Source organism: Apibacter sp. B3919, from assembly GCF_026537405.1.
Taxonomy (GTDB): Bacteria; Bacteroidota; Bacteroidia; order Flavobacteriales; family Weeksellaceae; genus Apibacter.
In genome coordinates, this window is record NZ_JAFNMG010000001.1 from 319,280 (window position 1) to 334,375 (window position 15,096).

Annotated in this window: 11 protein-coding genes; 3 read left to right on the plus strand and 8 right to left on the minus strand. The window is 28.7% G+C overall.

The annotated features are described in order from the left end of the window. Positions 1-230 precede the first annotated feature (230 nt). A complete protein-coding gene (locus J3U20_RS01555) occupies positions 231-1,136 on the plus strand; it encodes a TIGR01777 family oxidoreductase (protein WP_160542107.1) in 906 nt (301 codons plus the stop codon). Positions 1,137-1,278: 142 nt separating this feature from the next. Here J3U20_RS01555 and alaS read toward each other — a convergent pair whose 3' ends face one another. Beyond that, positions 1,279-3,888, minus strand: coding sequence for an alanine--tRNA ligase (gene alaS / locus J3U20_RS01560; protein ID WP_160542108.1), 2,610 nt, complete (start codon positions 3,886-3,888; stop codon positions 1,279-1,281). A 60-nt stretch (positions 3,889-3,948) separates the two neighbouring features. Next, a complete protein-coding gene (locus J3U20_RS01565) occupies positions 3,949-4,449 on the minus strand; it encodes a hypothetical protein (RefSeq protein ID WP_160542109.1) in 501 nt (166 codons plus the stop codon). 281 nt (positions 4,450-4,730) lie between these two features. Here J3U20_RS01565 and J3U20_RS01570 point away from each other — a divergent pair, with 281 nt between their 5' ends. Further along, positions 4,731-5,207, plus strand: a complete 477-nt coding sequence (locus J3U20_RS01570; RefSeq protein WP_220264894.1) for a septal ring lytic transglycosylase RlpA family protein — start codon at positions 4,731-4,733, stop codon at positions 5,205-5,207. Between the two features lie 235 nt (positions 5,208-5,442). On the opposite strand, the gene J3U20_RS01575 is transcribed toward J3U20_RS01570, so the two are convergent. After that, complete coding sequence (locus J3U20_RS01575; protein WP_160542110.1) at positions 5,443-6,339, minus strand: helix-turn-helix domain-containing protein; 897 nt, start codon at positions 6,337-6,339, stop codon at positions 5,443-5,445. A 166-nt stretch (positions 6,340-6,505) separates the two neighbouring features. Here J3U20_RS01575 and J3U20_RS01580 point away from each other — a divergent pair, with 166 nt between their 5' ends. Next, positions 6,506-7,492 (plus strand): aldo/keto reductase, encoded by a 987-nt coding sequence (locus J3U20_RS01580; RefSeq protein WP_160542111.1) that lies wholly within the window; start codon positions 6,506-6,508, stop codon positions 7,490-7,492. Positions 7,493-7,802: 310 nt separating this feature from the next. Here J3U20_RS01580 and rimO read toward each other — a convergent pair whose 3' ends face one another. The 5 genes from rimO to J3U20_RS01605 form a co-directional block, all read right to left on the minus strand. After that, a complete protein-coding gene (gene rimO / locus J3U20_RS01585; RefSeq protein WP_160542112.1) occupies positions 7,803-9,104 on the minus strand; it encodes a 30S ribosomal protein S12 methylthiotransferase RimO in 1,302 nt (433 codons plus the stop codon). A gap of 81 nt (positions 9,105-9,185) precedes the next feature. After that, a complete protein-coding gene (locus J3U20_RS01590) occupies positions 9,186-10,151 on the minus strand; it encodes a hypothetical protein (protein WP_160542113.1) in 966 nt (321 codons plus the stop codon). 109 nt (positions 10,152-10,260) lie between these two features. Beyond that, positions 10,261-11,415: a THUMP domain-containing class I SAM-dependent RNA methyltransferase gene (locus tag J3U20_RS01595; protein ID WP_160542114.1), complete on the minus strand. Its 1,155-nt coding sequence runs from the start codon at positions 11,413-11,415 to the stop codon at positions 10,261-10,263. Positions 11,416-11,703: 288 nt separating this feature from the next. Further along, positions 11,704-13,041 carry a peptidylprolyl isomerase gene (locus J3U20_RS01600; protein ID WP_160542115.1) on the minus strand — a complete coding sequence of 446 codons (1,338 nt, stop codon included), beginning with the start codon at positions 13,039-13,041 and terminating at the stop codon, positions 11,704-11,706. Positions 13,042-13,113: 72 nt separating this feature from the next. Further along, complete coding sequence (locus tag J3U20_RS01605; protein WP_160542116.1) at positions 13,114-14,979, minus strand: hypothetical protein; 1,866 nt, start codon at positions 14,977-14,979, stop codon at positions 13,114-13,116. Positions 14,980-15,096: the final 117 nt, after the last annotated feature.

The following is a 15,096-nucleotide window of genomic DNA, read 5'->3' on the forward strand; positions in this document are numbered from 1 at the left end:
AGACAATAAGAAATTAGAAAAGTTTAATTTCAATTAATAATTTCATGCATTATAATAAAAATATTCTTTATTAAAGGAATGTTATTTCAAAAAATAAGATTTTATTTTTAAATATATAAAATAAACTATGGGATTAAACCAACGGCCTGTTATTTGATATAATAGTTTGATAACTAGCAGCATATAATTTTGTTATCGTAATTACAACGATTACCGTTAAATACTAAAAAATGGAAGAAAAAGAAATTATACTAATAACCGGCGCCCACGGAGCGGTTGCCAACCAATTATCGACACTCTTAAAAAGTTACTCACTCCGTTATCTTACCAGAAAAAAAACCAAACCGAATGAATATGAATGGGATATTGAAAAGCAATATTTGGATACCAACGCTTTGGAGGGAGTTAAACATATTATTCATCTAGCCGGTGCAGGTATTGCCGATGAAAGATGGTCGGATGAAAGAAAAAAAGTTATACTTTCCAGCCGTGTAGATTCGGCCAAACTTATTTTAAAAACTCTAAAGAATAGGAATCAAAAAATACTCACCTTTATCAGTGGTTCGGCTTCCGGCTATTATGGCAATACCACTTCAGACAAGATATATAAAGAAACAGATTCTAAGGGTAATGATTTTTTAAGTGAGGTATGTTTTCAATGGGAATCAGCAGCTGATGAATTTTTATCGGAAGGCGTAGCCGACAGAGTTGTAAAAATAAGGACAGGTATATCCTTATCTAAAAATAAAAAAGGCGTTTTATATAAAATTAAAAAAATGGTAAATTATTATGTAGGCGCCTGTCTCGGTTCTGGAAAACAGTATATTCCATGGATACATATTGATGATTTATGTTCTATATATAAATATATGTTGGTAAATGAAGGTTTACAGGGTACTTACAATGCGGTGGCTCCTTCCTACACAACTAACAAAGATTTAACCGTTGCTATTGCCCGAAAGTTAAATAAACCTCTTTTTTTACCTAATGTGCCCGGTTTTATATTGCGTTGGTTATTTGGTGAAGTGTCTACACTTTTATTGGAAGGAAGCAGAATTTCATCGGAGAAAATTCGCACAGCCGGATTTACTTTTAAGTATCCCGATTTAGATAGTGCTTTAGATTCTTTATTATAGTTTTATTATAGCTTAAAGAATAATGTTTGTGGTAGTAAAAAAGTTTAGACGAAGTCGCAATCTTTTCATACAAAAAGTTTGTGCTCAATTATAAATTTTTATAATTGAGCACAACACAAATTATTATTATTTATTTATTTATTTATTGTAAATAGTCTAAAGACTTTTTAATAGCAATTTCCAATCCTGATAAATCGCTTCCTCCCGCTGTGGCAAAAGAGGGTTGTCCTCCACCGCCGCCTTTTATTTCTTTAGATAAAGCTTTTATGATCGTTCCTGCATGTAAATTTTTAGCTTTGATTAAATCTTCAGAAATTCCTATGGAAAGTGTAGGTTTTTGATCTGTATGAGTACCTATAATAATAAACAAATTGGAAAATTCATTTTTTAGTTGAAAAATTAAATCTTTTACCGAAGCATTACTTAAGTCGGTCTGTAATCCAAGGTAATTTACTCCATTCACTTGAGTAATTGAATTTTTCCAAAGTATTTTTTCATGATTTGCTTTTTCTTTGTTGAGTTGCTCAACTTGTTTTTTTAGTTGATCATTTTCCGAATATAATTTCTCAATGGACTTAATAGGATCATCCGGCTGCTTCAAAAAGCTTTTTAAACGATCATATTGACTGAATTGATCTTTTAGAAATGCTATTCCCGTTTCGCCGGTAATCGCTTCAATTCTTCGTACTCCTGCGGAACTGGAAGATTCACTCATAATTTTAAAAAATATGATTTCATGCGTATTTTTTACATGGGTTCCTCCACATAATTCAACCGAATTTCCAAATTTAATTACCCGTACTAAATCGCCATATTTTTCGCCAAAAAGAGCCATAGCTCCCATATCAATAGCTTTTTTAAATGGGACTGCCCTATTTTCGTCTAATTCGATTCTTTCATAAATTTTGGTGTTGACCAACATTTCAACTTTTTGTATTTCTTCCGGACTCATTTTGCTGAAATGGGAAAAGTCAAAACGTAAATAGTCCGGTCCTACATAAGAACCTTTTTGTTCAACATGTTTACCAAGTACTTCACGCAATGCTTCATGTAAAAGATGGGTCGCCGAGTGGTTTTTGGTTATAGCCTCTCTTCTTTTGCTGTCTACCTTTGCATTAAATGGAAATTCAGGGTATTTCGGAAGTTCTTTTACCGTATGAATAATTAAATTATTTTCCTTTTTAGTATTTAAAATTTCAATTTTTTCATTTAAATTTTCAATATACCCTATATCCCCTACTTGTCCTCCACTTTCGGCATAAAACGGGGTAATTTGAAATACTAATTGATAAAATTCTCCTTCTTTATTTTCTACCTTACGATATCTTGTTATTTTAACATGAGTTTCTAAAAAATCATAACCTACAAATTCTTCTACATCATCTTCTTGTAAGATAACCCAATCATAATTTTTAAAAGTGGAAGCAGATTTGGAACGAGCTTTTTGTTTGCTCATTTCTTCATTAAAGCCATTTTCATCAATGGTTTTTCCATGATCCTCTGCAATTATTCGAGATAAATCTGAAGGAAAACCATAGGTATCGTATAATTCAAAAACAACATCTCCGGGTATGATTTCTAATTTCGGATTGTTTTCCATAAAATTAGCCAATCGTACCAATCCCTGATCTAAAGTTCTTAAAAATCCAATTTCTTCTTCTTTTATAATTTCTGATATAAGACTTTCTTGTTTAGAAATTTCGGGGAAAAACTCTCCCATTTGAGTATTTAAAATCGGAACCAGCTTATATAAAATAGGTTCTTTGATATACAATACACGGTATGCATAACCAATGGCCCGTCTCAAAATTCTTCGTATTACATATCCTGCTCCGGAATTAGAAGGTAACTGTCCGTCGGCTATAGAGAATGTGATGGCTCTTACGTGATCTGCCAAAACTCGCATGGCTATATCTACGTTAGTGTTTTCACCGTATTTTAGTTCGGATATTTCTTCTATTTTTTTTATTAAGGGAGTAAATACATCCGTATCGTAATTAGAAATTTTGCCTTGTAATACCATACAAAGTCTTTCAAATCCCATTCCTGTATCTACATTTTTTTTAGGTAGTTTTTCTAAACTGCCGTCTGCTTTACGGAGAAATTCCATAAAAACCAGGTTCCAAACTTCAATGACTTGCGGATGGTCATGATTAACTAAATTTTTACCATCAATTTTTTTTCTTTCTTCATCCGAACGGATATCAACGTGTATTTCCGAACAAGGTCCACAAGGTCCTGTTTCGCCCATTTCCCAAAAGTTGTCTTTTTTGTTACCGAGAAGTATTCGATCTTCTGAAATATGTTCTTTCCAAAAGTTGTAGGCTTCCCTATCTTTTTCTAAGCCTTCTTCTGCATCTCCTTCAAATATGGTAACATAGAGCCTGTCTTTTGAAATTTGAAATACATCAGTTAACAATTCCCAAGCCCATTCAATAGCTTCTTTTTTAAAATAGTCTCCAAAACTCCAGTTTCCAAGCATTTCAAACATGGTGTGATGATAGGTATCTTTACCTACATCATCCAAATCATTATGTTTTCCTGAAACCCGTAAACATTTTTGAGTGTCGGCCGTACGCTTATTTTTAGGTTCTTTATAGCCTAAAAAATAATCCTTAAACTGTGTCATTCCGGAATTGGAAAACATGAGTGTAGGATCATCTTTTAAAACAATCGGAGCAGACGGAACTATACTATGTTGTTTAGATTTAAAAAAATCCAGAAAAGTTTTTCGTATTTCTTTAGAAGTCATTTTTACTACTTGGTTTTTGGAGCTACAAAAATAAGAATTTTAAAATTTCGTTTAAAAAAATTAATTTATTTCTGCGTTTTGTTTAAAATTTATGATATCCTTTAAATCATTCATGGTGTATTGCATCCACTCGATTTGTTTTTTTATCTTTCCCTCTTTATCAAAATAGAACCATGAAGTGAATTTCATGGAATGTATTAATTTATCCTTATAATAATAGGGATTATATTGCCCACTAACTGCTACGATGCTATCATTCGAAACTATTTCTTTAATTGTTACGCTTTCGGGATAATCTTGATGTTTTTTGAAATTTTTGTCATTCCAACTGTTCTCATACATATCCAAAATTATATTTTTGCCTTCCAATAAAGATTGCGAAACGGCATCTACCCATTTAGGATTGTTGTCCGTATAAAAGCCCATAAGTTGTTTAACGTCTTTTCTTTGAGCATATATTTTATAAAATTCTTCTACATTTTTTATATTTTTCTTTTTCTCAATTGAAGTACACGATAGTAAGACGAGGCATAAAAGAAAATAAGAAACAATTTTTTTCATTATATAATTACGTTTAGTTGTCAAAAATAATACTATTAATTTATATTTATTTATCAATAAAACATTTGTTTTTAATAAAGTGAATTTCATTTATAATTAAAAGTAAAAAAAATTAACAAAATCAATATAATTTAACATTTTTTTAACTATCTCATTGAAACCCTTTATTTAAAATAAATATAGAAGTTTTCATATGTATGCTTACCATATGTGAAATGTATTTAAGAATATTTTAGATAATGAGATTGTAATTTTGCAGCACAAAAGAGTAAAACTAAAATATGAAGAAAGTAACTTTAGCATTGATGATTATTTTATTAGTGTCTTTATCATTTACATTTTTTCACAGTGAAGAATTGGTAAAAGCTCCTTCCCTTTCTCATGTATCCGGTGACACTATTAAAGTAAATTACCAAAATGACAGTTTGACAAGTAACGTTTCCAAAGAAGAGGTAGATAGTAATGAAAAATCCACTCTTTCCGGGCGTGTTTCTTGGTATGGAGGAAAGTTTCACGGTCGATTGACTTCAAGCGGAGAAAGATATAACATGAATGATTTTACTGCTGCACATAAAACATTACCATTTGGGACGAAAGTTAAAATTATAAATCCAAAAAATGGTAAAGAAGTTATTGTACGAATTACTGATCGTGGACCATTTGTACCTAAAAGAGAATTTGATTTAAGTAAAGCTGCTTTTGCAGAATTAACAAGTTTAAATGCAGGAGTCATAAAAGTTAATTATGAAATATTGTAATTTCATTGCTTAAAAAAATTTTAATTATAAACTCCGGTTATTGTAACCGGAGTTTTTTTATGATTATAAATTTGGAATTGTTCATTTTAATTATTTTAAAATGAAATGGAGTAAATAAATTGTATTTTAAAAGATATTTTATTTGATAAGATATCAATTGATTTTCTTTATTTACGTACAAGTTATTAGGTAGTTAATTGTTTAAATTTGAATATCCAATACTTATAAAAAATTTTTAATTGATATTCCTATATTCATTAGGAGTAATACCCAATTGATTTTTAAAAAATCGGGTAAAATGTTGAGGATATTTAAATCCAAGTTCATAAGCGATTTCAGAAATATTTTTATTCAGATCTAAAATTTTTTCTTTAGCTAAATAAATAACTTTTTCTTGGATATATTCTTGAGCTGATTTTCCGGTTTCTTTTTTTACTAAATCTCCAAAATAGTTGGATGATAAATTCAATTGTGAGGCGCAAAAGGCTACCGAAGGTAAACCCAAATTTTTTGAATTATCAGAAGAAAAATATTCATAAAGTAGTTTTTCAAATTTTTCTAAGATTCCTTTATTAATATCTTTTCGTGTATCAAATTGACGATCAAAAAAACGAGAACTATAATTTAATAGTAGTTCAATATTGGTAGTGATCAGTGTATTGCTATGTTTATCAATAGGTTGTTCAATTTCATATTGAATATTCTTAAAACATTCTAAAATCATTTGTTTTTCTTTGTCGGATAGATGTAATGCTTCGTTACTGTCATAAGAAAAAAATGAATATTTTTTTATGTCTTTACCTAATTGAGTTCCAAGTAATAGGTCGGGATGGAACAATAATCCCCATCCTTTAGGTGCATAGGTGGTTACATTGGGCTCCACTTTCATAATTTGTCCGGGTGAAATAAAAACGAGAGAGCCTTCTTGGAAATCATACGTATTTCTTCCATATTTTAATTCACCGCATTTTAATTCTTTTAAAAATATGGCATATAAACCGTAATTGAATGTTTGAGCTGTTATCGGTTTAGTTTTTGATAAATTAAGTACGTTAACTAATGGATGAGTAGTTTCAACTCCTCGCATGGTATTATAGGTTTTAACACTATCTATAGAAATAATTTTTTCCATTTTAGATGATCATTAGATTCATTCAAATTTACGTAAATCATGTTTTTACTCGTATAAGAAATTAATAATCAGTAAAATTGATAACAATTTCAGTAAATTATATAAAATTAAAGCTATCTTATAAAAGTATCTTTGTTGATATAAATTTACTATTAAATATTTTTAAATGAAAACAAGAATATTAGGAAAAAATGGACTTGAGGTTTCCGAATTAGGTTTGGGTTGTATGGGATTAAGTTTTGGTTTAGGTCCGTCCACTGAAAAAAAAGAAGCAATAAAAGTAATACAAACTGCTTACGATTCCGGAATAACTTTTTTTGATACAGCTGAAGTGTATGGCCCCTTTACGAATGAAGAACTCTTAGGAGAAGCGGTAAAAGAATTTAGAAGTAAAATAAAAATAGCCTCCAAATTTGGATTTAAAGATGGAAATTCTGCCAATTCTCCCGACAGTAGACCCGAAAGTATCAGAAAAGCTCTGGAAGGCTCACTTAAAAGATTAAAAACCGATTATATTGATTTGTATTATCAACACCGAGTTGATAAAAATGTACCGATTGAAGAGGTGGCAGGAACAATAAAAGATTTAATGAAAGAAGGCAAAATTAAACATTGGGGATTATCGGAAGCAGGTCCTCAAACGATAAGAAAAGCCCATGCCGTTCAACCGGTTACTGCTCTGCAAAGTGAATATTCCTTATTTTACAGAGATCCTGAAAAAGAGATTATTCCTACACTGGAAGAGTTAGGGATAGGATTTGTTACATTTAGTCCACTTGGCAAAGGTTTCTTAACCGGAACCATTAATGAAAATACCCGGTTTGACAAAAATGATTTTAGGAATATAGTTCCTCGTTTGTCGGCTGAAAACAGGAAAAAAAACTTTGTATTAATTGATTTTATAAAATCTATCGGTACAGAACTTAATGCAACACCTGCCCAAGTTGCTATCTCTTGGTTATTAGCTCAAAAGCCGTGGATTGTTCCCATACCGGGTACTACTAAATTAAATCGTTTGAAAGAAAACATAGAAGCTACTTCTTTAAAATTAAGTCCTGAAGTTTTAAATCGAATCACTGAAGGATTGTCTAAAATTAATATTGTTGGAGATCGATATCCGGAAAATCTTAATAAAATGATTGATAAGAATTAAAAGAATTATAGTTGGATAGGGTTTTTAATGAGTTAAGATTGCTAAGCAATTTTATATGAGTTAATAAACGCCGAAAATCAATCAATTATATTATTTTTTTTTGCTTATTTGTGACAACCGTTGATTGTCATATAATTTAAGTAATTGTAACTTTATATAAGGGACTGATATAAATTATATATCAGTCCCATTTTTATATTTTTTACCAATATGTAAAAGCAAATGCGTAAATAAGAACTTTTTAATCAAAAGTATCGCTGGATAAAAATGATTATTGATAGCCGGCAAAATTTTAAATAAATTAGGATTACTAAACTAATTCGCCATAAAGGTCAAAATCTTCTGCACGATTAATTTTAACAGATACAAAACTTCCTACGGATAAATATACATCATGGGCTGAAATTAAAACTTCATTGTCCACATCCGGTGAATCGTATTCTGTACGGGCAATATAATAATCTCCTTCTTTTCTATCTATAATACACTTATAGGTTTTACCGATCTTTTCTTGATTTAATTCCCACGAAATTTGAGATTGAATTTCCATGATTTCGTTTACTCGATTCATTTTTTCTTCTTCAGAAAGAGAATCTTCTAATGAATAAGCGGACGTGTTTTCCTCATGGGAATAAGAGAAACAACCTAAACGATCAAATCGTTGTTCAATAACCCAATTTTTTAATTCTTCAAAATGTTCTTGAGTTTCTCCCGGATAGCCTACTATTAAGGTTGTCCTAATTGCCATGTCGGGAACTTTGGAACGGAAATCATTCAACAATCGGTTAGTTTTTTCTTTGGTAGTTCCTCTTTTCATGGATTTTAATATATCGCTTGAAATATGTTGGAGAGGAATATCAATATAATTGCAAATTTTAGGTTCGTTTTTCATAAGTTCCAGAACGTCCATAGGAAATCCTGTAGGGAAAGCATAATGCAGACGAATCCACTCAATACCTTCCACTTTAATAAGCTCTTTTAATAAATCTGCGAGAGCTCTTTTTTTGTATAAGTCTAAACCGTAATAAGTTAAATCTTGAGCAATTAAAATTAATTCTTTGGTTCCACCTCGAGCCAACGATTGAGCTTCTTTTACCAGTTCTTCAATGGGAGTTGAAATATGCTTTCCACGGATTAAAGGAATTGCACAAAAACTACACGGTCGATCGCAACCTTCCGAAATTTTTAAATAGGCATAATGTCTAGGAGTGGTAATTAATTTTTCTCCTACTAATTCATGTTTGTAATCAGCACCTAAAGCTTTCAACAATAATGGCAATTCACGAGTACCGAAATATTGATCGACATTAGGAATTTCTTTTTCTAAATCGGGTTTATATCTTTCCGAAAGGCATCCGGTAACAAAAATTTTTTCAATAGTTCCTTCTTCTTTTTGTTTGACACATTCTAAGATTGTATTAATACTTTCTTCTTTGGCATTATCTATAAATCCGCATGTATTAATTACTACAATGTCACCGTTTTGTTCATGAACAACCTCTTTGTTATTGGCTTTTAATTGATTGATGAGAACTTCAGAATCGTAAATATTTTTAGAACAGCCTAAAGTTATAACGTTAATTTTTTTTTTCCCAACAGATTTTGTTCGCATTCGCTGTTATTTTTAATAAGGCAAATTTATTTATATTTTTATGAAATGTACAGGATTGATTACAATCAAATAGTATTTTGATCAATTTAATTCTAAAATTTGTTTAACCCATGTTTTAACATGGTATTTATTAAGTATATGATCCGGAACTATCTCGTATTTTGAATATAAAAATTCATCCGGTATTTCAATATTTTCAGGGTCTATAATTAAAATGTTCGCAGGATTATAAAAATCGTAATTGATAATGTCTTTATTGGTAGTTATCAATTTTTTATGATGTCCTAAAGCTTCAAATACACGAAATGTCAAGCCTATTTGTTCAGGCCTTTGTATGTCAACCATAAGATTAGATCTTTTAATTTTTTCAAGAACTTCATCTCTGGAAACCATTTTATTTAAATATTTAATCTTGGTTTTGAATTTTTGAGTGTAAAAATTAAAATGGTTACGATTTACAACCAGAAATTCATAGGGATAATTTTTATTTTCTAAAATTTTTGCAATTTTTTCTAATATGGGAGTTCTATTATCTAATGATGAAATATTGAAAGCTATTTTTTGCTCATGAAGATTTCTATCTTCCATTTGCTCATAAATATAATTGGGTATAAATTTTAAATTATATTTTTCAGCATCATTTCTATCATAACTGTAAATTTTATCAAAATATTTAAAAGTATCTGTAATAGAAGGCATACGCTGAATACCATCGTAATGGTAGGCAATCATTTCATTACTTGTATGTTTACAAAATTTTAAAGTTTCAGGAGATAACCATTCTGCATGAATAATAACGATCTTATCAAATTTATCGTTATTATTAGATAAGGTATTTTTAATTAATTTTTCCAGATGGGTTCTTTTGATATTAGTATTAAAAAATGATTTATTAATTAAATTTTTAAATCGAACCCATAGATTGGGATATCTATATCTGTTTGCATAAATATCAATATGAATTGCTTCCATATCTAGTTCTTTCATTGCAGAGATAATATATTTATCATATCTATAATAATCTAAAGATATTAAAGCGATTTTCATAATTTACTGTTATTATATAACCGTTGTTAGTTATTAAAATATAGCAAATTTAACTGTATGTACTAAATTATTATATTATAATCATCAATTTTCACTAATTTTTAACTTATTATCTTATTTTTTTACTTCCTTCATAAATATCGTATTGAAAAAAACGACATTCCAATTTACCGTTATAAATTTTAATTTTTCTTGAAGGACGTAAGCCGATTTTTTTATAGGCTTCCAAATCTGAAGTAATGAACCAAGCTAATGTGTTCTTATAATTATTTTTTAATGTATCGCCGATATTTTTATAAAAATGATCTGTAGTAATGGATAGTCTTTCATCGTAAGGAGGATTAAAAACAACTAATAAGGGAAATAGTTCTTTTTGTGAAGTAAAAAAATCCTGATTTTTTAATTCTATAAATTCTGACAAATCTGCTGCTTCAATATTATTCTTTGCAGAAACTAAGGCTTTATCAGAAATATCATATCCGACTATTTTACCTGAAAAATCTTTAATCCTGTTAATTCGAGTATCTTTTATTTTGTTAAATAACTCCAAATCGAAATTTTTCCAATTCATAAATCCAAATTGTTTTCGATGCAATTGCGGAGGCATATTTAAAGCGATCATGGCGGCTTCAACTAACAAAGTGCCCGAACCGCACATTGGGTCAAGAAAATTTCCTTTTCCGTCCCATCCTGCTAAATTCAATAATCCGGCAGCTAATACTTCATTTATAGGAGCTTCAAAATGAGATTTTCTGTAACCTCTTTTAAAGAGAGGATCTCCACTGCTGTCTAAAGATATAGTAACTTCTTGGTTACTGATATGTAGATGGAATTTTATATCCGGATGGAATCTTTCAATATCGGGTCTTTTGCCAAATTTTTTTCTGAAACGATCAACGATTCCATCTTTCATTTTTAACATAATGTATTGGGAATGTTTAAAATAATCGGAATATACCGTTGCATCAATTGCAAAAGATTGCGAATTGAAAAAATAATTTTCCCAAGGAATTTTATTTATTTCCTTTTCAAAAATAGTTTCATTTTTAGCTTTAAAATGGTGTATGGGCACCAAAATTTTCAGGGCTGTTCTTAGCGAATAATTCGCTTTATATAAAAATCCCAAATCTCCAAGGAATTCAACCGCTCTGTTTTTTTTAACAATTTGAGAAGCACCTAATTGTTTTAGTTCTTGTACAAGCACATCTTCTAAACCATAAAAGGTTTTGGCTTGCATCGTAAAGGAATCGTTATTAGCAAACATTATAATATTTCAATTAAAATGAAGTTAAATGTGTTAATAGGAATATATTAAATTTTATTTAAAATATTTTTTTAAGATTTTATAGATTCTTAAAATATTTTTCAAATATAGGATTACTTTTTCTAGAAATTGATAATTGAGTACAATTATTAGTTAAACCGAAATAATTATTCAATCAATAGTTATTGATTACAGATAAATTATAAAAAACATTCGCATATACTAATGAAGTTTATTGAAAAAAATAAAGCCCTGTATTACAGGGCTTTTTAACTAATAGTTTACTAATTATCTATTTTTATTTTGTAACCAATCGATAGAAAAGTTACATTTTTTATATTCATCTTGAACTGTTATAAAGGTTGAAGGAATTTGTGCTTCTACCCATTTTTCAATTACTTCATTTTCTTTAGTTTTCTGAGCAAAGCCTTTGATTCTGTTATAGTCAATTTCTAAATTCATTTTGTGAGCCGGAATAACATCGGTTATCTTCAATAGTTTCACTACCGTTCGGTTATTTTCTTTATCTTCAAATACTTCGGATAAATCTCCTTTTCCAAGTCCTGAAAGGTTATAAAGCACTTTGGTAGGTAGTTTTATTTTTTCAAATCTGTTATCACCGGTTTGAGAATTTGATAATAAACCGCCATTGTATTTAGTATATTTATCGTCAGAATATTTTAAAGCAGCTTGATTGAACGTTATTTTTTCTGATTTAATATCTTCCCTGATATCTTCCAGTTTTTTTATAGCTGTTTTAATTTCTTCTTGATTAGGAACAGACATTAATAATATATGTCTTAAATCTATCACTTGTCCTTTCTTTTTTTCAAGATAAACAATATGGAATCCATATTCAGTTTCAAATGGTTCGGATATTTGTCCTTCTTCCAATCCAAAAGCAACCGCATCGAACTCTTTTACCATTTGTTCTCTTCTAACATTTAAAATTTGTCCACCATTAGCAGCTGAACCCGGATCTTGTGAATATTTTTTAGCCATGTCAGCAAAACTGGCTCCTTCTTCAATTTGTTTTTTTATAGATTTTAATTGATCAATCAATTCTTGTTTATGACTTTCAGTTAATTTAGGGTACATATAGATTTGCCCATATTCGATTTCTTCATTTAAAGTAGGAAATTCTGATTCATGAGCTTTGTAAAAATCTTTTAAATATTCTGGAGAAACGTCTACATTTTTTGTTATGTCAGCCATTTTCCTTTGAGTATACATTTGATTTTTAATCATTGTTTCGAGTAAACTTCTTAGCTCACCCATTGTTTTAAATTTGAAATTGGTTAGAATATTAACATCTGAACCAAAATAATTTCTATATCCTTCGATACGTGATTCAGCCTCTCTAGCTACTTCATCTTTATTAACAGTTATAAGAGTATCTTGTTTTGCTTTATATAAAATAATTTTTTCTTTCATCATATTTTCTATAAAGCTGCATCTATCAGTTACGGTTTGTCCTTCAGATCGAGCGTAATTTTCACCTTCTTTAACATCAGTTTCTGTAATAATTTCATTTCCCACGACAGCTACAATTCCATCAATTTTTGTTTCTTGTGCAAAAATGAAGGTAGCCATAAAAAAGGTTACAACTATAAATAATCTATTCATTTTAATTTTTATATTCTGCAAATTTAAAATTCTTTTATGAGTAATTAGTGTTTATATTAGTTTTTAACGTTATCATTTATAAATATCTTTTAATCTTTTTACTTGATTTGAATCCATTGTGACAACAGCTTTCTCTTTCAATAATTTAATTGTTTGTGACGTTTTATAATCAATGAATTCATTTAAATAATATTTTTGAAGATCATCTAAACTCATTTTATCATTTTTAATTATTTTTTTAATATTTATTATTAATCTTCTATTTTTACTGTCAACGACATATAATCCTTTAGTTAATTTTCTATTTACAGGCAAATTAAGAGATTCTCGAGTCTTTTTACCTTCCTCAATTATTAATTCTTCACGTTTATCTTCAAATTGTTTTTTTATAAAGTTTATTGACTTTTTATTTTTTAACCAATTAAGGACTTTAGTTTCTATATCAGAATTGAGACAATAATAAAAAGTACCTTCAATTCTTTCCTTCCAGGTCAATCGAGCAGCTTGATCATGTAAAAATTTTTTTTGACCGATTTTATCGTTTTGAGCTTCGTAAGCAATTAAATTAAGTGCATATTTAATAAGAAGTTGATCTTTAATATTCTCATAATTTTTTTTAGCTGTGTTGAATTCGAAAAAGTGTGTCGTGTAAAACTCCAAAATATTATCTTTCCCCCATTTATTTAAATTATCAAAAATTAATTGATTTCTTTCATAATAATTTTCAGAATTTAAATATTTTTTAAGATTTACCAGTATATCATTTAAGGTAAGTGTATAGGAATCTCCAATAGTAATAATTGTCTCATTATTTGGAATAGTAAAATCAGTAAATTGATTATAAGTTTGAGGTAAAGAAGAAATAAAATTACTTAGATGGATAAAATTTTCTTTATAAAAAGGTTGTTTTTTTAATTTCAAAACTAATAAATCGTTTAACCGTTTGATTTCTTCTGATTTTTTTAAGCTGTTGTATATTTTATTTCTAACGATTGAATATGAATCATAATTATCATTAAAATAATATTCGCAAATTACATAACCATCTTCTAATTTAATGGGTTGAGAATAATCCGAAGTATTATTAGGTTCGGATTTAATTTGATTAACCACATATGTATATACTTCCTCATTAGAAAGAATATTATTTTTATTTAAAACATTATAATTTTTATAGATTTCATCTTTAATTTTAGAAAAGCTTTCTCCTTGTTTAAGTTCTTTATAAACTTTATCGATCTCAATTTTACCTAATCGAGAAGTATCCGGTATATATATTTGGCCTAAAGATACTTCACCTAAGTATTTTCTTTCATTCGAAACCAAAATAAGATATATATTATCATTTTCATCTATAAATGTAGTTACCTGATTAAGCGGTGCATTATATATAGCATCCACCATTTTTTTATTTAAAGCGAATATATTTAAATAAGAAGGTTTTTTAAAATCCGAAAGCATTGAATATTTTGATACGGCTTTTTCAAAGCGTAAGGGATCATTACCGATGCTATCTATAATTGAATTTATAAATTTGCCTTTATCAGTTTCATTTTTGTTGGTTAAAAATTCATTTTTAAAAACCAACAATTGAAATTTTTTTTCAACCAGAATTTTTTTATAATAATCGCGCAGTAACGGTTCAAGAAATTCAGAAGGATAAAATAAGCTGTTTTTTAATTGTTCAGCTCCTTTGGCTAATTCTGTCTGAAAACCTATTGAATTTTCTATGTTGTTTGCAAGTGCATATTGTTTAAGAAGGTTAAAGTCAATATAATTGTCTATGGTCTTGTCCGTTCCAAGCAGTTCTAAACTTTTTCGATAATTATTTTCAAAATTATTGGTATAAATATTTTCATTATTTATGGTCATTAAAACCGATTGTGAAAATACAATACAGGTAAAAAAATATAAACAAACACTTATGGATTTTTTCACTTTTACTTATTTTATATGATACAAAAATATATAAAGAATTAGTACTCTGAAAATATTTTTAACTCTTTAAATAATGGAATATTTTGATTGTAATTACTTTACAGCTTTTATACAATA